The organism is Nocardiopsis sp. M1B1, assembly GCF_052466615.1.
Genome location: NZ_CP196194.1, coordinates 4,081,645 through 4,101,628, shown reverse-complemented (window position 1 = coordinate 4,101,628; position 19,984 = coordinate 4,081,645). Strand labels below are relative to the sequence as shown.

The following is a 19,984-nucleotide window of genomic DNA, read 5'->3' as shown; positions in this document are numbered from 1 at the left end:
GCCTGTGAGCCACTGAGCCGGTTCAGGGGATGACCGGGGCGTCCCCGTTGACGGCCGAGACCAGCAGGAGGTGGTCGCGCATCGCGTCGGCGGCCGCCTTGGGGTCGCCCGAGCGGATGGCCGAGGCGATGCGCTCGTGCCCGTCGAGCGAGGCCCGGGGCCGGTCCGGCTGCGACAGCGACTCCAGGCGGGTCTCCCGGATCATCGGGGCGATCTCGTTCATCATCCGCGCCAGCAGGCGCGAGCGCGCGGCCGTGGTGATCGCCGCGTGGAAGCGCTCGTCGCCGGTGACACCGCGGTCGCCGTTGGCCACCTCCTGGCGCATCAGCTCCAGGGCGGCGTCGATCGCGACCAAGTCCTCGGGCGTGCGGCGCACGGCGGCCAGCTCCGTCAGCTTGACCTCCAGCGCCTGACGGGCCTCGATGATCTCCGCGCGCCGGTTGGCCCGGTCGCGCAGGAGGGCGAGAACCCCCTGCTCGGAGACGGTCTGGCGGATGATCGCGCCGTCCCCGTGCCGCACCTCGATGACCCCCTGGACCTCCAGCGCCACCAGCGCCTGGCTCACCGAGGCCCGGCTCACCTCCAGCGCGACGGCCAGCTCGCGCTCGGGCGGCAGGCGGTCGCCCACGCCCAGACCGGCGTCCCGCATGTGTTCCACGAGGCGCTCCACGAGCTGCTCGTACAGGCGCGGGCGCGCCGGGGGCCGGGGTCGGGGCTTGGTAGGCACGCTCGCTGGCTCCTGATCCTCGGATCTGACTGTGGTGAGGGACTTCCAGGCTAGAGCATCCGGTCGGTTGGCCCCCGGGACCGGCGCATCGGGCGTCCCGCGATCGGGTGCGACGGGGGCTTCACAAAACGTGTGGTTTCGTGCCACCCTGACGTGAGGCCTAGTGGCCTAGCCACTGAACCATTTGGAGGTTGCTGTGGAGACCCGCGACACCGCCCGGGAGCTTTTGGACCGCACGCTCGACGCGGGAACCCACGTCTCCTGGGACGAGGCGCCCCTGGACGTGGACCCCGACCCCGCCTACGCCGACGCGCTCACCCGGGCGCGGGCCGCCACCGGATGCGACGAGGCGGTCCTGACGGGGGAGGGGCGGCTGCACGGCCGCCGCGTCGCCGTCGTGGCCAGCGAGTTCGGCTTCCTCGCCGGGTCCGTGGGGCTCGCCGCCGCCGGGCGCATCGTCGCCGCCGTCGAACGCGCCACCGCGGAGCGGCTTCCCCTGCTGGCCGCCCCGGCCTCGGGCGGCACCCGCATGCAGGAGGGCACCCCCGCCTTCGTGGCCATGGCGGCGATCACCGCCGCCGTCACCGCGCACAAGGCCGCCGGACTGCCCTACCTCGTCTACCTGCGCCACCCCACCACCGGAGGTGTCCTGGCCTCGTGGGGATCGCTCGGCCACCTCACCGCCGCCGAGCCCGGGGCGCTCGTCGGCTTCCTGGGCCCCCGCGTCTACGAGGCGCTGCACGGCGCGCCGTTCCCCGAGGGCGTCCAGCGGGCGGAGAACCTCCAGCGGCACGGCCTCGTCGACGCCGTCCTGCCCCCCGACCAGCTCAGGGACGCCGCCGGGCTCGCCCTCGACGTCCTGCTCGACCGCCCGGCCGCCGCCGCGCCCCCGCCGCCGCCCGCCGAACCCCGCTCACCCGCCCCCGTCTGGGACTCGGTGACCCGCTCCCGCCGCAAGGAGCGCCCCGGCGTGCGCGAACTCCTGCGGCACGCCGCCAGCCACGTGGTGCGCCTGCGCGGCAGCGGCGAGGGGGAGGCCTCTCCCGCCCTGGTCACCGCGCTGGCCCGGTTCGGCGGCAGGCCCTGCGTCCTGGTCGGCCAGGACCGCTCCCGCCAGAGCGCCGAACAGCCCATGGGACCGGACGCGCTGCGCGAGGCCCGCCGGGGCATGCGTCTGGCCGCCGAACTGCGGCTGCCCCTGGTCACCGTCATCGACACCCCCGGCGCCGCGCTCTCCGCCGAAGCCGAGGAGCGGGGAACGGCCGGTCAGATCGCCCGCTGCCTGGCCGAGATGACCTCCCTGGCCGCCCCCACCGTCTCGGTCCTGCTGGGGCAGGGCACCGGCGGGGGCGCGATCGCGCTCCTGCCCGCCGACCGCGTCCTGTGCGCCGAGCACGCCTGGCTCGCCCCGCTGCCGCCCGAGGGGGCCAGCGCGATCGTCCACCGCACCCCCGACCGCGCCGGGGAACTGGCCCAGGCCCAGGGCATCGGCTCCGCCGACCTGCGCGCCCGCGGACTCGTGGACCGGGTGGTCCCCGAGTTCGGCGACGCCGCCGACGAGGACGGCGCGTTCTGCGCGCGCATGGGGGAGGCGATCGCCCGCGAACTCGCCGCGGTGCAGCCGCACGGGGACGCCGAACCGCCCGCCGGACGCGCCGCGCGCTACCGCCGCCTGTGCGCCGCGGGCTGAGCGCACGCCGCCCAGGACACGAACACCGGATCAGTACCAATCACCAGGAGGTAGGGAACGTGGACCGCTCGCAAGGGCCGCTCAAGGGGATCGTGGTCATCGACCTGTCGCGGGCGCTGGCCGGACCGCACGCGGCCATGCTGCTGGGAGACCTCGGCGCGCGGGTGATCAAGGTCGAGCAGCCCGGCAGGGGGGACGAGACGCGCGGGTGGGGCCCGCCGTTCGTCGGGCCGGAGGAGGAGCGCATCAGCACCTACTTCCTGTCCTGCAACCGCAACAAGGAGTCCATCGAACTGGACCTGAAGTCCGAGGACGGCGCGGAGCAGCTGACCCGGCTCGTGCGCGCCGCCGACGTCCTGGTGGAGAACTTCCGCCCCGGCGTCCTGGACCGGCTCGGGTTCCCCGCCAGCCGCCTGGAGGAGCTCAACCCCCGCCTGGTGGTCTGCTCCATCAGCGGGTTCGGGCACGACGGGCCCGAGGGCGGACGGGCGGGCTACGACCAGATCGCCCAGGGCGAGGCCGGTCTGATGAGCCTGACCGGCCCCTCGCCCAAGGAACCGACCAAGACGGGCGTGGCCATCGGCGACCTGCTCGCGGGTATGAACGGCGCCCAAGGGGTGCTCGCCGCGCTCCTGGAGCGCGAGCGCACCGGGCGCGGCCGGGTGGTGCGCACCTCGCTGCTGTCCTCGATCGTGGGCGTGCACGCCTTCCAGGGAACCCGGTGGACGGTCGGGCGCGAGGTGCCCACCGCCCTGGGCAACCAGCACCCCTCCATCGCCCCCTACGGCGCCTTCGCCTGCATGGACGGCATGCTCCAGGTGGCGGTGGGCGGCGAGGCGCAGTGGGAGCGCTTCGCCGGACTGCTCGGCCTGGACCCCCGCGACCCCAGGTTCGCCGACAACGCCTCCCGGGTGGAGCACCGCGAGGAGCTGATCGCCGAGGTGGAGGCGGTGCTGGGCCAGGGCACGCGCGACGAGTGGCTGCGCCGGATCGGTGAGGTGGGGGTGCCCTGCGGCGCGGTGCGCACCATCGACCAGGTCTACGAGTGGGAGCAGACGCGCTCCCAGGGGCTGCTGCTGGAGGTGGAGCACCCGGTGCTCGGCCCGATCGAGCTGCCCGGGTCCGCGCTGCGCTTCGACCCCGCGGCCGACGAGACGCCGCAGCCCCCCGGGACGGGCCACCTGCCGCCGCCCGCCCTGGGCGAGCACAACGACGCGGTGCGGGCCTGGCTCGACGAGGTCGAGGCCCGACCGGCCGGATAGACCGCACACCGACCACCGCGACAGCCATGCGGACGGCCGCGCCGGAGCCCTCGGGCACCGGCGCGGCCGTCCGGCGTCGTGCACCCCTCGGCGCGCGTGGTCGGGGTCGCCGGACCGGGCCCGCCGCCGGTCGCTGTTCCCGCCCCGCGCGGTGTTCGCGAGGGTGCGCCCGCCGCTCCGGACGGGACCACCGCGCCGGTCACCCGCTCCGGGCGAGCTGCCCGGGGACGGGAAGAACCCGGGTTCCGTCGGCCGCGGCCCCGGGTCCGCGGCCTCCTGCGGGGATTCGGGCCGGTGCCGGTGAGCGAACGGCGGCCTCCAGGCCCGCAGCCTGACCCTGCGGCGCGGCCGCACCGTCGCCCTGGTCGGGGAGAACGGGTCGGGCAAGACCACGCTGTCCAAACTGCTGTCGGGGCTGTATCTGCCCAGCGCCGGACGGGTGCGCTGGGACGGCACCGACCTGGCCTCGGTGGACGGCACCAGCCTGCGCGAGCGGATCGCGGTCATCGCCCAGGACCACACCCACTGGCCGCTGACGGCGCGCCGCAACGTGGTCATGGGCAGCCCCGGCGCGGACCCCGGGCGGCTGGAGCGCGCGGCGCGCGCCTCCCGGGCCGACGCGGTGGTCGCCGAACTCGCCCGGGGATGGGAGACCCTCCTGGACAAGCGCTTCGTGGACGGCGCCGAGCCCTCGGGAGGGCAGTGGCAGCGTCTGGCCGCCGCCCGGGGCTTCTACCGGGGCGACGACGGTGAGCGCACGCCGCTGCTCATCGCCGACGAGCCCACCGCCGCGCTGGACGCGCGCGCCGAGCACGCCTTCTTCTCCTCCCTGCACGCCCACGCCGGGCGCACCGGTGCCGCCGTCGTCCTCATCACCCACCGGCTGGCGTCGGTGCGCATGGCCGACCACATCGTCGTGCTCGACCGGGGCCGGGTGGTCGAACAGGGCGGCCACGCCGAGCTGCTGGCCGCCGACGGGCTCTACCGCGAGCTGTGGGACCTCCAGGCCAGCGCCTACCGCTTCTCCGAGGAGGGCGAACCGGCGGCCTGACCCGGGGGAGGGGCGCGCACGGGGCCGGGAGCGGCGCCGCCTCGCCGGTCCCGGGCCCGTGCGCCCGGGCCGTGGAGGGTGTCGGGAAGGTCGGTCGCCGGGCACCAGCGCCGGTAGGGGCAGTCCAGGCAGGCCTCGCCCGGAGTAGGTAGGTGGGAGGTGTCGCCGTGCCAGGGTCCGGCGAGTTCGCGCACCACCCGCCGGGCCGTGGCCCGGACCCGTGCCGACCCCGGGTCCAGCGACCGTACGGACGCGCCCCGGGGGCCGAGGACCTCCAGTTCCACGGCCGAGTCCGGGCCCGCGGGCAGGGCGCCGCAGGCGAAGAGCCCCACCGCCAGGGCCAGCCGGGGCTCCGCCGCCAGCAGTGCCTCCTCGTCCCCGAAGAGCGCGCCTCCGGCCGGGGCGGGGGCAGTGCCCCCGTTCCGGCAAGGGGCGTTCTCGCCTGGTGGAGGCGCGTCCTCTCCCCGATGCGGCGAACGCCCTTCCGGAGCGGGTCGGTTCCGGTCATCCAGGAGAGCGTTCCCGCCCGGGAAGGGCCTGCCGCCGCTCGCGGGGCCCGCGCCCCCGTCTCCGAGCAGGGTGTCTCCGGTCGGGAAGAGCGCGCCGTCCTCCAAGGAGGGCCTGCCTTCGCCTGAAGCGGGTGCGCCGCCGTTCGGGGAGAGCGCAGCGCCCCCGCACGGACCGGACGTGCCTCCGTCCCGGGGCGGCGGTTCCTCTCCCAGGGCGGCGCCCCCGCGCGGACCGGCCGCGTTGTCGTCCCGGCACGGCGGACCTTCACCCGGGGAGGGCGGGTCGTCGCCCCGCGAGAGCGCGCCCTCCTCCCCGAGGAGTGCGTCCCCGCTCGGGGAAGGCCGGGCCTGCGCCGGAGCGCATCCGTCCCCTGCCGGGGCTGGCGCGTCGGCGGTGGTGGTGACGGCGCGGTAGATCCAGGACCGGCCCCTGTGGTGGAGCACGTCGGCCCTGGCCAGAACCAGGACGTCGGCCCGCGTGTCGTCGGCGGCCAGCCTGTGGCCCACCCGCACGTGGCTGCCCGAGGCCAGCCCGCGCAGCGGGCAGACCCCGACGTGCGCGGCGATCATGGCGGAGCCCAGACGCGCCTGTCCACCCTCCAGCCGCCACCTCCCCGCGGACCAGGACGAGCGGTCCCCGGGCAGGTCCCCGGCGGTGCAGGGCCTTCGGGGCAGGCGCCGGTGCAGCCGCTCCAGCCAGGCGCGCACGGCGCGTTCGCGCCGCAGCCGCGCCGGTTCGGCGCCGGGGTCCGCGGGCAGGCCCAGGGCGTGGAAGTGCGCCCGGGCGGGACAGCCCCGGTGGCGCAGCCCCAGGGAGACCGACCAGGAGCGCCGGGGCCACGGCCCGCCGCCCAGGCCGAGCAGTCCCGGCGCTCTCGGCAGCCGACCGCAGCCGCGGCGCCCCGCACAGGACAGGCAGTCCCCACCGGGGGAGCGGGCCCCGCCCACCAGGGCCGAGCGCAGCCCCTCGCGGCCCGCCGAGGCGAAGGCCTCCCCGGCCTCGGCGGCCGAACCGTCGAAGAGGACGGCGGTGGAGGAGTCCAGGCAGGAGGCCTCCACCACGCGCACCCGGTCCGGTGGCCGGGCGTCGAAGCCGCCGCGCTGTCCGCGCATCGGGTAGGGGGCACCGCCCCGGTACCGCCCGGGACGCGCCGCGCAGGCGTCGCGGTCCACCGGCGTGCCGGTGGCGAGCACGTACGCGGCCACCGCCACCTCCGCCCGCGAGCGGGCCTGCGCGCCGACCGCGCCCGTGACCGGGACGCGCAGCTCCCGCACCCGTTCCGGCCCCTGCGCGTAGGCGTACCTCCGGCCTCGGGCGCACAGCTCGTAGGGCCGGGAGTTGGGTGAGCCGGGCACGGGCAGGTACTGGCGGACCCAGAAGTCGAACACCGGGGCGCGGTGCGGGCCGTCGCGCCCGCGGTCCCCGGCCAGGCCCTCCAGGTAGCACCGCGCGGCGTGCCGGACCCAGAGCAGCAGCCCCGGATGCGGCGGCGCGGGACGCCCGCCGGGGAGGGCGCGGCCCGGCTCTCCCAGACCTTCCGGCCCTCCTGGACTTCCCGGCACGGACAGGCGCGCGCAGGCCTCCTCCAGCGCCATGCCCGCGTGCTCGACCAGGTCCAGGACGGCGTCCAGGACCGCCCCGGGAGCGTCGCGCGGCGGCGGGTCCGCGCCCGGGGACGGATCGGCGTTGAACCGGCGGTGCGCCGGGCATCCCCCCTCAGCCAGCGCCGCCGAGCCGCTGAAGACGCGGACGGTCGGTGCCGGGACGGGCTCCCCGCTGGTGTGGTCGGACATGGGCGCCTCCCCTCACCAGAAGGGTGGCACGATCGCGGCCGCGCCGCCGGAGGCCTGTGGACAACTCCGTTCGGGGGCGCTCGGCGTGTCCGGACCGGGGGATAAACCTCCGTAAAGAGTCACTCACGGTGACGTTTTCGACGCTCCGGGTGGTGCGGCGATCAACGGCGGGGAGCCCTCCCATCATGTTGAATGACGTCCATGATCGTGCGTCGAGTACTTCCCGATGAGATGAACGCCGTCAGTGAGCTGCGCGTGACGGCCTACACCGCCGACGGCCTCATGGACGTGAACCCGGCCTACGTCGAGACGCTCCGGCTCCTGGGCACGGACGGTCGCGGCGAGATCCTGGTCGCCGCCGACGAGGACCGGCTCCTGGGGACGGCCGTGTTCGAGCCCTGGTCTCCGGAGAGCGAGATCGCCCGCAACGCCGACGAGGCCGAGATCCGCGCCTTCGCCGTCGCCCCCGAGGCGCGAGGGCGCGGCGTGGGGCGCGACCTGGTCAACGCGCTCGTCGACCGCGCCCGGGAGGAGGGGGTCTCCCGGCTGCTGGTGGCCACCCTGCCCGAGATGGTCTCGACCCAGTACGTCTACCGCGCCCGCGGTTTCGAGCGGGTGCCCGAACGCGACTGGGTCACGCCGTCCGGCGTCGAGGCGCTCGTCCACGAACTGGTCGTCAAGGCCTGAAGCCCGCGCACGCCCGTCCTCCCGCCCCGGACCGGGGCGGGAGAAGGGTGCCGCCGCTCAGGGGATGAGCGGGGCGGGGCGCAGCTGCCGAACGGCCTCGGCCAGGGGCGCGCCCAGCGCCCCCTCCGCCAGCAGGTCCAGCACCGTGTCCGAGGCCGGGTGACCCGTCAGCCACACCGTGCGGACGAACCGCTCCGCGCACCCGGCGTACCTGTCCCGGTCCCGGCCGGGGAGGAGCCCGCCGCCCTCCAGCAGGATCGCGTAGTCGTCCAGCACCGCCCAGACCTCCTGGTGCGACGTGGGCGCCCCCGCGGCCCCGCCGCGCAGCCTCCGGGCCCACCCGCCCAGGACGGGGTGGTGCACGTACAGACCCAGCACCGGGCCCAGGTCCTCCTCCAGCGAGGCGATCACCCGGGCCACCCGCTCACGCAGACGCCAGGAACCGGGGGCGTCGCAGGCCTCCAGCAAACCGCACACCGCGCTCTCGGTGTCGCGGGCGGCCACCCACCGCTCCAACAGGCCCTCGGCGTCCACCGGACGGCCCCGCTCCGCCAGGGCGAGCACCTCCTCGGCGTCCATCCCGGACAGGGGCGGGGTCAGCGCGAGGTCGGCCCCGGTCTGGCGCAGTTGGCGCACCATGAAGTGGTCGCCGAGGCCCGTGACGCGGAACCGGCCGCCGCCGACCCCGCGGACCGCGCCCAGACCCTCCAGCGTCTCCAGCACCTGGCGCACGTGTTCCATGGGGTCCTCCCCGCGCAGGGCGATCCCGGGCCCGTACACGGCCACCAGCTGCGCGGGCGTGCGCGCGTCCCCGTGCACGAACAGTTCGGTGAGCAGCAGGAACGCCGTGACCCCGCGCAGGTCGGTCATGGTCAGCAGGGCGTCGGCCCAGGCGTCGGCGGCTGCCCCCGGCACGCCGTCCCGCCAGGCCCGCGCCGCCCGGCCCGGCAGCACCCGGGTGTAGGTGGTGCGCAGCAGGCCCGCGTCCCTGGCCACGGCGAACAGCGCGACCACCCTTCCGGGCGCGATCCCCAGGTCGGCGGCGGCCCCGGTGGTGTCGGCGGCGGTGAGGGCGTCGTCCCCCTCGGCGCACAGGGGTCTTCCACCGTCCGTCCACGCCGCCAGCCGGGCGGCCTCGGACAGGGGGCGGCACCGGCGCGCCGCCGCGTCCAGATCGGCCGGTTCCGCAGGGACGACCGTCGGCAGCGCCTCGGGAGCGCCGTCCGCGCCGACGCCGAGCCGGTCCAGGAGCGGCAGGGCCGCGCTGTCGGTCCGGTCCTCGGGCGGCGGCGGGCCGCCGGGCGCCAGGTCGACCGTGGCGATGGCGGCGCGCAGGCGGCGCGGGCTCTCCGCGGACAGCAGCCGACCCTGGTCGACCAGGAAGTCGCACCAGGTCAGCCAGGTGTCCCTGAGGTTGTCGGGCACGCTGTCCCAGTCGCGGACGGTGCGGGCGATGTCGTGGACGTCGGTGGTGGACCAGTCCCCGGTGTCGGGTGCGCCGGCGTCCATGTGGGCGGCCAGCAGGAAGAGCAGGCTGCCGGTGTCCAGAACGGGCCGGGGCTCGATCGTCTCGGCCCAGTCCAGGCACGCGTGCACGGCGGAGTAGATGCGCTCGGTCATTGACAAACCACCCGAAGTGCCGTGAGCCGCTGAAACGGCATCAGGCTAGCCGCGGCGCGCGGGCCCGCGCGGGAGAACGCCGAAATCGTCCCTCGCCCCCGCCGGAGACCGTCCGAAGCGGGGGATGAGGCCGCCTCCGCGCGCCGGAGCACCGGTCCGGGGCCGCCCGAGTTCGCGGAACCGTCCCGCGCCCCGGCCCGGAGTAGGCGTCACGGCGCAGGCGTCACGGCGCGGGCGTCCCGGAGCCGGGGAAACCCCGACCTGTGCTCACTCCCCGGCCCGGCGCGGGCTCAGGCGCTGGTCCACCGGAGGAGCCGGTGCGCCTCGGACGGGTCCGGGCACTCCCAGCGCCGTACCAGGCGCTCCACCGCGGCGGCCGGTACCGGCGCCCGCCTGCGGTCCAGACGGGCCCGCAGCACCCGGGGCGGGGCCTCGACGGAGACGATCTCCACGCGCGCCCGGTAGGCGGCCGCCAAGTCCACGCACTGGTCGCGCAGCGAACGCGAGACGTTGGTGGCGTTCCACACGAACGACCTCCCCGCGCGCAGGTGTTCGCGTGCGCGCGCGTACGCGGCAGCCGCCACCGGCCGCTGGTCGGCGGTCGGACGCACGCCCAGCTCGGCGCGCAGCGCGTCCAGGCTCACCACCGGCACGTCCGGACGCTCGCGCGCGATCCAGGTGTCCTTGCCCGAACCCGGCAGCCCCGACATGACGGTCACCGTCATCCGGGTGTCGTCGTGGGCGGCGTAGTCCGGGTCGCGGTCGGGCTTGCGGAAGAACCAGGACCGGGCGTGGTCGGAGGGGAACCCCCTCGGCCGGTCCAGGCACCGCTGCTCCCGGCAGTACTCGTCGTACAGCCCGATGTTCTCCAGGACCTCCGCAGTGTCGCCGCAGCGGCGGCCCAGGATGTCGGCGGTGGCCAAAAGCACCAGGTCGTCGTTGCGTGCCACCAGGCTCACCCGGAAAGCGATGCGGCGCAGGTCCGGGCGCTCCAGTGCCCAGAACGGCACCTGGTGGTGGCGCACCAGGGTCGCCACGTGCTCGCGCCAGCGCACCGCCTCCAGCGCGGAGGCGGCCGCCCCGGGTTCGGCCGCGGCCTCCCACAGCAGCCGACGCGCCAGGAGGTCCCCGCGCCGGGAGTGGCCGTGCGCGGTCACCCGGCCGTCCTCCTCACGGCGGGTGCACAGCGGTTTGGCGACGTCGTGCAGCAGCACGGCGGCGAACAACCGCTCCCGCTCCGCGGCGGGGCGGGAGCGCCACGCGGGCAGCCCGGCCAGCGCCTCGCACGCCATGCGGGTGTGCGTCTCCACGTCCCCCTCGGCGTGGTGGACCGGGTCCTGTTCCACCCCGGCCAGGTCGCGCACCCACGGGAGGGCCTCGCGCACCCGCGCCCAGTCCAGGTCCCAGCGCGGCGGCGCCGGGCACAGCTCAGCGAACACCCGCATAGAGCACCTCCGGATCGGCCAGCCCGTTCGCGATCAGCGGCCGGTCCAGCCAGTGCGTTCCCGAGTCCAGGACGGCGGAGGTGAACCCCGGGCGCACCCACTTGTACCGGTCCACCGTGCGGTCTCCCTCCTCGACCTTGACGTAGAGCCCCTCCATGAGGTCGGAGCCGTCGCTCTCGGCCAGGGCGCGGCCGGGGTCGGCGCCCGCCGCCCCCGCCGCCTCGGCCAGGGCCCCGCGCCAGTGGGGGGTGCGGCAGGTGGAGGGGCCCACCAGGCGGGTCAGGTCCGCCAACCGCTCCAGCGGCCCCGTGTGGAGCACGGGCACCGACACCACCGGGGCGCCCTCCAGCAGCTCCCGGCGGCGCGGCGTGGACAGGAACGCGTCCTCGCGGGTGTCGAGGACGTCGAACTCGCAGAACAGGTGCGGCAGCGCGTCGTAGAACACGGTGTGCTTGGCGTACAGCCACTCCCCGTACAGCACGTACCGCTCGCCCAGGCGCGGCCGCAGCAGCGGAGCCACGGTCGCCGCCCACGCCTTGAACGGGGCGAAGTGCCGCTCACGGGGGCCGCCGGTGAGGTAGTGGCCCCGGCTCTGGAGACGCAGCTCGCCGCCGGGGCCGAAGCTGATCCCGGCGTTGGCGCCGTCCAGCTTCTCCTCCACCACCAGGTGGCGTCCGGCCAGCGCGGAGAAGGGCACGGCCGCCAGGTCGTGGTCGCCCGCCTGGAGCCGGGAGCCCCGGATGTGCCGGGTCCGCGGGTACTTGCGCATGGCCACGGTTGTACCGGTTCGTCCGGTCGCGCGGCCACCGGTTTTCGCCGCGGCGGGCTCAGCGGTCGGCGACGCGGCGGTGCGCGCCCAGGGACGCGGCGTCGGCCGCCGCCAGGCCCTCGTACCAGCCGTCCTCGCTGGCGGGCCCGCGCACCCGCGAGTAGGTCAGCTCGCCGAAGGCCTCGGCCACGGCCGCCTCCACCTCGCGCTCGCGCGCGGCGAACACCGGAACCAGGTCCGTCCCCGTCTCGGCCGCGGCGGCCTCCTCGGCGGCGCGCGCCGACTCCACCAGCCGCTCACCCACCCGCACCGCGAAGGCGGACATGAACGAGGCGCGAAAGGCCTTGCCCGCCGCCCTGCCGGACCGGTCGCGCACCGAACCGCTGGCCCGCATCGCCGTCTCGGCCTGCACCAGCAGCGACGTGAACATCAGGTCCACCGCCTCCACGTCGCCCGGGAAGCCCATCACGGTGCACAGCCCCAGCTCCCGGTCCCACACGGCCCGGCAGTGGTTGGCCTCGGCGACCTCGTGCAGCAGCACCGCCTTGTGCTCGTCGTAGGGCGCGTCCACCGGCAGCCGCCGCCCCGAGGCGGCCTCCGACGCCTGTCCCGGTTCCTCGGCCAGCAGGGCGCGGTCGATGCTGTGCCGGGCCATCAACTCCTGCGCGCGGGCGCTCAGCGCCTCCGCCTCGCTGGGGAACTCCGTGGACTCGGCCTTGGCCAGCAGCGCGCGCACGCGGGCCAGCTTGCCCTGGTCCACCGCCTCCGGGGTCCGCGCGGCGCCCTCGGGCCGCGGACGGAACTCACCCGGCGGCGGGCACAGCCGGTGCACCGGCGGCAGCACGCGCAGCGCGGCCAGCAGCCGCAGCGCCGTCTCCACCGCCTCGAAGCGCAGCAGTCCGTGCCCGGCGCCCACGTGCGCCAGGTAGTCCCCGGTACCGCCCCAGGACGGGGCGGCCCCCAGTTCGCGCACCTGCGCGGTCCAGCGCGGGTCCACCGCGGCGGGGGAGTGGCGGTCGAGGTCGGCCGTCACCGCGTCGGCGCACACCGCCGCCGCCACCGGGTCCAGCACCCGGCCCGCCTGGCGGACCGTCTCGGCGGGCTGCCACCCGCGCGCCCAGGCCGAGGCCACCCCCGCCAGCAGGGCGTCGCGGACGGCGCGGTCCGCCGCCCCGGCCCGCGCCGGGTCCTCGGCGTCGGCCAGCCGGGCGGCGGCCAGGTCCACGCCGCCGCCCTCCCGGCCGAGCACCAGCGCGTCGACCGCCTCCGAGATCACCCGCTCGGGGGAGTCGCCGGGCGCGGGACCGGCCCAGGGGTGGGCGCCCTGCCCGGCCGTCCGGCGGTCCCCGCCGCGCTGTCGCCCGCGGCCCTTCTTGCCCACGTGGTCCTCCGTTCGGCGCTGGTGTGCGACCAGCAGGCCATCCTACCGACCGGCGGGTCCGCGGCGGGCGGGCACGAGCCCCGCAGGACGGTGGCGGGGGACACCCCCGGCGCGGGGGAGTACGCCACCGCCGCCGGTGCCGGGGCGGGGCCGGACACTCCCCGGCGCGGGAAGCACGGACACCCCATTCGCCCGCCGCGCCCGCGGGAGCGAGGGATCGAAGACGCTCCTCGACCGCAGGGGAGAACCGGGCCCGCCGCGCGCCACCGGAGCGGGGCGCCCCGGCGGTGGGAGGAAGGGGCGCGAACGTCACCGGTGCGCCGACACCTGCTCCTCTGGGCGCCGTGAGCGGTAATCCCGCCTTGGTCCTCCGTGGCACCGGGTGCCCCGTCCGGAAAGGCGGAGCTTTCCTGTCCGAAGCACGGCGGAAACACGGGGCGCGTACCGTCGCCTCGCATCCGCAGCCACTGAGGAGTCTCCATGCGCCAGGGAACCGGGACCGACGGCCGCGACGACCCCCCGGCAGCGGGGTCCGGCGGCGCCCGCTGCCCGGTCGCCCTCCCCCCGCACGGGAGCACCGGCGCCGACGCGCCCTGGGACGCGCTGCGCGACCGCCACGGCGGCCTCGTCCCGGTCGAGGTGGGTCCGGGCGTGCCCGGATGGCTCCTGCTCGGCTACCGGGAGAACCTCCAGGCCCTGCGCGACCACACCCTCTTCTCCGCCGACCCGCGCCCCTGGGACGCGGGGCACGCCGCGCCCGCCCGCACCGCCGCCCTGGCCCGCGACGGCGAGGAGCACCGGCGGCTGCGCGCTGCCCTCGTCGACACCCTGGCCGGGGTGGGCACGCCCCGTCTGGTCCCCGTCGTCGAACGCGCCGCCGTGCACCTGCTCGGCCGGGTCGCGGCCGACGGCGCCGCCGACCTCATCGGCGGGTTCGCGGCCCCGCTGCCCGCCCTGGTCCTCAACGAGCTCTTCGGCCTGCCCGACGCCTACGGCCGCCTGCTGGCCGACCTGGCTCCGAGGCTGTGGAGCGGCGAACCCGACCGGGCCGGTCCCGCCGCCGCCGCGGTCCGCTCCTACTTCGCGGGCCTGGTCGCGCGCAAGCGCGCCGACCCGGGGCAGGACATGGCCAGTTGGCTGCTCGCCCACCCCTCCGGGCTCACCGACGACGAGGCGGCGGGGGCGCTGACGCTGCTGTGGGAGTCCGGGCACGAGCCCACCACCCACCTGATCGGCAACGCCCTGCTCCGCCTGCTGGACGACCCGGCCGTGTGGACCGCCTACCTGGGCGGCACCCTCACCCCCGAGGACTTCATCGACTACGTGATGTGGACCGACTCCCCGATCCGCGTGCTCGGCGGGCGCTACCCGGTCGCCGACCTGAGCTTCTCCGGGGTCCGCGTCCGCAGGGGCGAGCCGCTGCTGCTGGGGCTCGCCTCCGCGCACACCGACCCGTCGGTGGCCCGCGGCGATGACGCGATGGCCCGGGCCGGCGACCGCTCCCACCTGTCCTGGGGCGCGGGTGCGCACCGCTGCCCCGCCACCGGCCTCACCCGTGAGCTGGCGCGCACCGCCATCGACACCGCCGTGGACCGGCTGCGCGGCATGGTCCTGGCCGTCGACCCCGAGGACCTGCGCTGGCGCGACTCCGTGGCCGTGCACGGACTGGAGGAGCTGCCGGTGTGGTTCACCGCCACCGGGGAGCGGGTCGGGCCCGGGGAGCCGGTGCGCGAGCGCGCCCCCGTGCTGCGGCGCCTGCGCAGGAAGCGCGGGCCCGCCCCGCGCGGGGCGCGCTACCAGGCGCCCTTGGCGGGGGAGGACGGCGAGCGGGCACGGGAGGAGCGGCCCGCGCCCGCTTCCGCCCCGCGGCCCCGCAGGGTCGCGCGCGGCGCCGGGGCCCGCTACCAGGCGCCGTTCGCGCCGGAACGCGCCGCCCCCGACGCCCTGGAGCGGCTGCTGGCGGCCTGGCAGCCGAGGGACTGACCGGCTCCGCGCGGGCCCGTGGTCAGCGGACGTCCCACTCGCGCGGGGGAGTCTCGACGCGCGCCCACTCGTGCAGGCCGTCGAGGAAGACCCGGCAGCGGTAGACCGTCTCGGCCACCGCACGGCGGCCCTCCTCGGGCCCCGGATCGGACCCGGCACCGGGTCCGTGGTCGTGGAGGCGGGCCCGCAGGAGGCGCTCGACCGTGTGCACGGCCTGCCGATCGTGCTCGGTCGGCCGGGGTTCCTTCAGCCGCCGGGTGACGCTGTCGTCCAGGTAGGTGGCGGCGATCGTCTGCTGGAGGCGGGTCAGCGCCAGGCACAGCGACTCGGCCGACACGCGCAGCGAGGGTTCGCGCCCGCTCGCCACCAGGGCGGCCACCGTCGCCTCGGCCATACGGTGCAGAGCGGGTTCGGGACCGTACTCGTCGTGTCGCGACCGGTAGGTGAACGCCACCAACGGGTACCGGTGCACCGTCTCGGCGACCTCGCGCAGGCTCTCCGTCCAGCCCCGGCAGCGCGTACGGGCCCCGTCCACGCCGTCCAGGGACAGGAGCTCGGTGAACATGGTGACGCCGCCCGGCCGCGTGCGTCGTCGTGGACCGACAGCGTGAAGCGGTTGCGTGTGGACACACCGCTGGTGACCTGGATGGCGTAGGTGGCCATACCCGTGAACAGGGCGAAGCCGACCGCCGCGCCGAACAGCGAGACCAGCTGGGCCCCGGTCGACAGAGGGGTGATGTCGCCGTAGCCCAGGACCGGGACGGTGCCGCCGGCGAAGTACAGGGCGTCGAGGAAACCGACGGGGCGCAGACCCGGCCGGACCCGGAAGTCCTCCTCCAGCATCGGCCACACGGTCAGCGCCAGGCCGAGGGTGAGCGCCACGACCCAGGCGGCGAAGGTCGCCAGCAGGATCACCGGCCCGGCCAGGCTGAGCAGCCATCCCCCGGAGCGCGGCAGGCGCGCGCTCGCCAGCACCGTCGAACGCCACACCGCCTTGCGGATCGACCCGGCCAGCAGGCCCTCCGAGTCCGGGTGCAGGACGGTCACGGCGGCGTCGCAGACGATCAGTACGGCGAGCAGAAGCCCGAGAACCGACACGAAGACCATGGGAGGCGACTACCCCGGCCCCCTGGGCCGACACCCCGTGTCCCCCCTCGTCACAGGGGGCGCGGCGGCCGACCTGGGGTGTCGCGTCCTCCGACGCGCCGGTCTCCAGCGCGCCGGAGTCGGCGACGCGCCGGTTCCCGACCGGGCGGGACCGGCGGCCCGTCCCGCGTCGGCTACCCCTCGTCGGGGTCGACCAGGACCAGTTCGGGGTGGAAGGCCTCGGGGTCCTCCAGCAGGGGCTGGTCCCCGCTGCGCAGGTGGTGGTCGAAGAACGCCAGGCTGTAGGTGCGCACCAGCTCCAGGCCGCGCTCGACGCCGACGTCGCTGTACAGGTTCCGCCACTGCTCGGGGGTGAAGAGTTCGGTCAGGCCGAGCTGCTCCACCAGCACGCCGCGGTCGATGCTGTTGGAGTGCCCCGATCCCTCCATGCGGATCCACTGCCGCCAGCCCTCCAGGCGCGGCCACATCTGCTCGACGCCGTCCCAGGTGTTGCCCTGGTCGTTCTCGATCAGCGCCAGCGGCTTGTCCAGCCCTTCCTCCACCGCGGGCGGGTAGTAGGGTCCGTCCAGGTTGATCCCGGCGTCCACCCGCTCCTCGGACCGGAGCGTCTCGGCGGTGGCCGTGCCGCCCCAGGAGTGCCCGGCCATCCCGATCCGGGAGGCGTCGATGACCCGCGACCACCGCCACGCGGGGTCGGGGCCGGTGAGCCGGTCCAGGAGGAAGGAGACGTCCTCGGCCCGGTTGGTCGACCCCAGGGCCCACTCGCCGCTCTGGCACCCGGTGCACTCGGTGACCAGCCCGTCGGGGAACTCCACGGGCGCGGCCTCGTGGGCGTGGTCCACCCCGGCCACCACGAAGCCGTGGCTGGCCAGCTCCTCGGCCAGCGAGGACAGCTCGATCCGGTTGTGTCCCGCGCCGGGGGACAGGACCACCAGCGGGAACCCGTCGCGGGTGCGCGCGGGCGGCACGTCCAGGCGGGAGGAGGTGCGCACCCCGCTGTGCAGCAGGTCGGCGGGCAGGTCCAGCCCCAGCCCCGCGACCATGGCCGCGGACTCGGCCTCGGTCATGTACGGCGCGGGTCGGCCCGCGTCCGCCCGCGCCGGGTACCACAGGGTGACCATCAGCTGGCGGGGCCCGCCCACCCACACGTCCTCGCGCTCCCCGTCCACCAGGTGCAGGGTCGTCCTGCCCACGGGGTGGTCCCCGGTGGGCTCGGGCAGGGCGGCCCGGAGGGCGTCGGCGGAGGCGACGGAGGGGCCGGTGTCGGCCGCGGCCGTTCCGGACGCGGCCAGGGAGAGCGGCAGCGCCAGCGCGGCGGCCGTGGCGAGCGCGGTACCGGACCGGAGCGCGCGCGAGGAGGGGGAGGGGTGCGGTGAAGGGGGCATGGTGTCCCGTCGTTCGGTGCCGTCGTGGTCACCGCCCACGCTAGGAAGGGCGGCCCGCCCGGCGCCATCGGGACCTCCACCCCCCTTCCCCGGGGGTGTCCCGGAGGAGGGGGGTGGGGAAAGCCCCACCCCTGAGGCTCCCACCAGCGGGTTCGGGGCTTCGGACCCACCGGGCCACGGTCCCGCCTGCCGCCCGGTCTCGGCCGACCGGGTTCGGGAAGTCGGTTCCGCCGGAGCGCGCTCGTGTTCCCGGGGGCGGCCCTCCCCACCGGCTCCGGGGGCCGCGTCCGCCGGGCCGCGCCTCCGCCCCGGGGCTGCCCCCGTCAGCGGGTTCAGGAAGCGGGTTCCACCAGCAGCACCTCCAGCGTGCGCGGGCCGTGCACCCCCTCCACACGGTTCAGCTCGATGTCGCTGGTCGCGGAGGGGCCGCTGATCCAGGTGAGCGGGCGCGACGGGTCCAGGAGTCGGACCGCCTGCGGAACCCCGTCCACCACCTGGTCGGCGCGCACCACGCACAGGTGGTAGTCCGGCACCAGGGTGACGGCCCGGCGCCCCTGGCCCGGCCCGCCGTCCAGGACGATCGTGCCGGTCTCGGCGACGGCCACCGCGCAGCCGGTGACCACGCCGTCCACGCCGGTGAGGTCGGTGACCGCCAGGGGCTCCTCACGCGAGTCGGGCAGCCGCTCGGCGGAGGTGTGCGCGAACCACTCCGGCGGCGCGTCCGCCGGGACGACCACCCGCCGCGCCCCCCGGCGCTCCAGCGCGGCGGCCACCTCGGCGGCCAGGCGGTCGGCGCCCACCCGGCGCACCAGCGCCCGGTAGTCCAGCAGCCGGTCCTCCAGCACCTCCAGCGACGGTCCCACCCCGTGGCTGTCGGCGTAGCCGCGCCCCGCCTCCCGCACCGGCGACTCGTCGGCGGGCACGTCGGCCAGCGCCCTCCTGACCCTGGCCAGGATTCGCTCGCGGCTGCTCATCGGCCCTCCCCCTCGCGCCTGTCCCACCACTGGCGGAAGGACTCGGCCGGGACGTCGGGCACGTCCCTGGTGTCGGTCCAGGCCCCGGCCAGGCCCGGCAGGTGGCGCGGGACCGCGCGGCGCCCCAGCCCCGCCGCCCGTTGGACCGCGCCCAGCGTCCGCGGGGAGGACAGCACCGCCTCGGCGCCCGCCATGAGCGCCCTCTCACCCGCGTGCCCGGAGCGCTGCGCGACCTCCTCGCGCAGGTGCACCAGCACCTCGGGGATGTCGATGGCCACCGGGCACACCTCGTAGCAGGCCCCGCACAGCGAGGACGCGTAGGGCAGCGCCTCGTCCACCGGCGAGGACATCCCCCGCAGCTGCGGGGTGAGGATCGCGCCGATCGGGCCCGGGTAGACCGAACCGTAGGAGTGCCCGCCGGTGCGCTCGTAGACCGGGCAGGTGTTCAGGCACGCCGAGCAGCGGATGCAGCGCAGCGCCTGGCGGCCCACGGTGTCGGCCAGCACGTCGGTGCGGCCGTTGTCCAGCAGCACCAGGTGGAACTCCTGGGGGCCGTCGCCCGGCGTCACCCCGGTCCAGGTGGAGGTGTAGGGGTTCATCCGCTCGCCGGTGGAGGAACGCGGCAGCAGTTGGAGGAACACCTCCAGGTCCGACCAGGTAGGCACGATCTTCTCGATGCCGACCACGGAGATCAGCGTCCGGGGCAGGGTCAGGCACATGCGGCCGTTGCCCTCCGACTCCAGCACCACGAGCGTGCCGCTGTCGGCCACCGCGAAGTTGGCCCCCGAGATCGCGGTGCGGGTGCGCAGGAAGCGTTCGCGCAGGTGCACGCGGGCCGCCTCGGCCAGCGCCCGGGGGTCGTCGGTCAGGCCCCGGGGTGCGGGCACGCCCCACTCGGCCATCTGCTCAAGGAAGATCTCGCGGATCTGGGCGCGGCCCAGGTGGATGGCGGGCACCAGGATGTGTGAGGGCAGGTCCTCGCCCAGCTGCACGATCAGCTCGGCCAGGTCGGTCTCGTAGGCGGTGATCCCGGCGGCGGCGAGGGCGTCGTTGAGCTCGATCTCCTGGGTGGCCATCGACTTGACCTTGACCACGTCGGTCTCGCCGGTGTCCCGGACCAGCCGGGTGACGATCTCGTTGGCCTCGGCCGCGTCCGAGGCCCAGTGCACCCGTCCGCCCGCCCGCTGGACGGACTCCTCCAGCTGTTCCAGGTAGCGGTCCAGGTGGCGCAGGGTGTGCTCCTTGACCGCCGCGCCCTCCGCCCGCAGGCGCTGCCAGTCCTCGTGCAGCTCGTCGACGACGGCGGCGCGCTTGTCGCGGATGGTGTGCGTGGCCCTGCGCAGGTTGTGCCGCAGCCGGGCGTCGTTGACCGCGCCCGCGGCGGCCTCGGGAAAGGGCGGAATGCCCAGGAACGTCGCGCTCATCGGTATGCGCCCTCCTTGTCTCTTTGGGCCTCCGCTTCGCTTTGGCCCGTGTTCGGGCGCCCGGAGAACGGGAACCTTCGGCGCCTTCGGCGTATTCGCTCGTGCCCGCCCGTCACCCGCCACCGCCCCAATCGACGCCTGCGGCGCAGTTCTTCCCACGGGAATCCGCCTCCGCC

Annotated in this window: 14 protein-coding genes and 2 pseudogenes; 5 read left to right on the top strand and 11 right to left on the bottom strand. The window is 76.2% G+C overall.

All coding sequences use genetic code 11. The annotated features are described in order from the left end of the window. Positions 1 to 22: 22 nt before the first annotated feature. On the bottom strand, positions 23 to 727 hold the full coding sequence (locus tag ACSTA4_RS17825) for a FadR/GntR family transcriptional regulator (protein WP_444960252.1): 705 nt from the start codon (positions 725 to 727) through the stop codon (positions 23 to 25). A gap of 196 nt (positions 728 to 923) precedes the next feature. On the opposite strand from ACSTA4_RS17825, the gene ACSTA4_RS17820 reads away from it, so the two are divergent. The 3 genes and pseudogenes from ACSTA4_RS17820 to ACSTA4_RS17810 all read left to right on the top strand — a co-directional run. Continuing rightward, positions 924 to 2,417 (top strand): carboxyl transferase domain-containing protein, encoded by a 1,494-nt coding sequence (locus ACSTA4_RS17820; protein ID WP_444960251.1) that lies wholly within the window; start codon positions 924 to 926, stop codon positions 2,415 to 2,417. 59 nt (positions 2,418 to 2,476) lie between these two features. After that, entirely contained in the window at positions 2,477 to 3,679 is a 1,203-nt protein-coding gene (locus ACSTA4_RS17815) for a CaiB/BaiF CoA transferase family protein (protein WP_248770914.1), read from the top strand. A gap of 328 nt (positions 3,680 to 4,007) precedes the next feature. Further along, positions 4,008 to 4,730, top strand: a pseudogene (locus ACSTA4_RS17810) (ATP-binding cassette domain-containing protein); the annotation flags it as partial. On the opposite strand, the gene ACSTA4_RS17805 reads toward ACSTA4_RS17810, so the two are convergent. Continuing rightward, positions 4,694 to 7,033, bottom strand: a complete 2,340-nt coding sequence (locus tag ACSTA4_RS17805) for a hypothetical protein (protein WP_444960250.1) — start codon at positions 7,031 to 7,033, stop codon at positions 4,694 to 4,696. The pseudogene ACSTA4_RS17810 and the gene ACSTA4_RS17805 sit on opposite strands and share 37 nt — an antisense overlap. A gap of 231 nt (positions 7,034 to 7,264) precedes the next feature. On the opposite strand from ACSTA4_RS17805, the gene ACSTA4_RS17800 reads away from it, so the two are divergent. Then, positions 7,265 to 7,720 (top strand): GNAT family N-acetyltransferase, encoded by a 456-nt coding sequence (locus ACSTA4_RS17800; RefSeq protein ID WP_444964204.1) that lies wholly within the window; start codon positions 7,265 to 7,267, stop codon positions 7,718 to 7,720. Between the two features lie 57 nt (positions 7,721 to 7,777). On the opposite strand, the gene ACSTA4_RS17795 is transcribed toward ACSTA4_RS17800, so the two are convergent. The 4 genes from ACSTA4_RS17795 to ACSTA4_RS17780 form a co-directional block, all read right to left on the bottom strand. After that, positions 7,778 to 9,340 (bottom strand): hypothetical protein, encoded by a 1,563-nt coding sequence (locus ACSTA4_RS17795; RefSeq protein ID WP_444960249.1) that lies wholly within the window; start codon positions 9,338 to 9,340, stop codon positions 7,778 to 7,780. 290 nt (positions 9,341 to 9,630) lie between these two features. Next, positions 9,631 to 10,785 carry an AAA family ATPase gene (locus ACSTA4_RS17790; protein ID WP_444960248.1) on the bottom strand — a complete coding sequence of 385 codons (1,155 nt, stop codon included), beginning with the start codon at positions 10,783 to 10,785 and terminating at the stop codon, positions 9,631 to 9,633. Further along, positions 10,769 to 11,554 (bottom strand): RNA ligase family protein, encoded by a 786-nt coding sequence (locus ACSTA4_RS17785; RefSeq protein ID WP_248770910.1) that lies wholly within the window; start codon positions 11,552 to 11,554, stop codon positions 10,769 to 10,771. The genes ACSTA4_RS17790 and ACSTA4_RS17785 overlap by 17 nt, the downstream gene beginning before the upstream one ends. A 58-nt stretch (positions 11,555 to 11,612) precedes the next feature. Continuing rightward, entirely contained in the window at positions 11,613 to 12,935 is a 1,323-nt protein-coding gene (locus tag ACSTA4_RS17780; protein ID WP_444960247.1) for a DUF2786 domain-containing protein, read from the bottom strand. Between the two features lie 480 nt (positions 12,936 to 13,415). On the opposite strand from ACSTA4_RS17780, the gene ACSTA4_RS17775 reads away from it, so the two are divergent. Continuing rightward, positions 13,416 to 14,918, top strand: a complete 1,503-nt coding sequence (locus ACSTA4_RS17775) for a cytochrome P450 (protein WP_444960246.1) — start codon at positions 13,416 to 13,418, stop codon at positions 14,916 to 14,918. Between the two features lie 22 nt (positions 14,919 to 14,940). Here the strand turns inward: ACSTA4_RS17775 and ACSTA4_RS17770 are convergent, their stop codons facing one another. The 5 genes and pseudogenes from ACSTA4_RS17770 to ACSTA4_RS17750 all read right to left on the bottom strand — a co-directional run bounded on the left by ACSTA4_RS17770 (position 14,941) and on the right by ACSTA4_RS17750 (position 19,808). Beyond that, the gene (locus ACSTA4_RS17770; RefSeq protein WP_444964312.1) at positions 14,941 to 15,483 is read right to left on the bottom strand and encodes a hypothetical protein; all 543 of its coding nucleotides are present in this window, start codon (positions 15,481 to 15,483) and stop codon (positions 14,941 to 14,943) included. A 134-nt stretch (positions 15,484 to 15,617) separates the two neighbouring features. Further along, a pseudogene (locus ACSTA4_RS17765) lies at positions 15,618 to 15,761 on the bottom strand (ion channel); the annotation flags it as partial. A gap of 437 nt (positions 15,762 to 16,198) precedes the next feature. Then, positions 16,199 to 17,410 carry an alpha/beta hydrolase family protein gene (locus ACSTA4_RS17760; RefSeq protein ID WP_444960245.1) on the bottom strand — a complete coding sequence of 404 codons (1,212 nt, stop codon included), beginning with the start codon at positions 17,408 to 17,410 and terminating at the stop codon, positions 16,199 to 16,201. A gap of 332 nt (positions 17,411 to 17,742) precedes the next feature. Continuing rightward, a complete protein-coding gene (locus tag ACSTA4_RS17755; protein ID WP_444960244.1) occupies positions 17,743 to 18,384 on the bottom strand; it encodes a LutC/YkgG family protein in 642 nt (213 codons plus the stop codon). Then, positions 18,381 to 19,808 carry a lactate utilization protein B gene (locus tag ACSTA4_RS17750; RefSeq protein WP_444960243.1) on the bottom strand — a complete coding sequence of 476 codons (1,428 nt, stop codon included), beginning with the start codon at positions 19,806 to 19,808 and terminating at the stop codon, positions 18,381 to 18,383. The genes ACSTA4_RS17755 and ACSTA4_RS17750 overlap by 4 nt, the downstream gene beginning before the upstream one ends. Positions 19,809 to 19,984 lie beyond the last annotated feature (176 nt).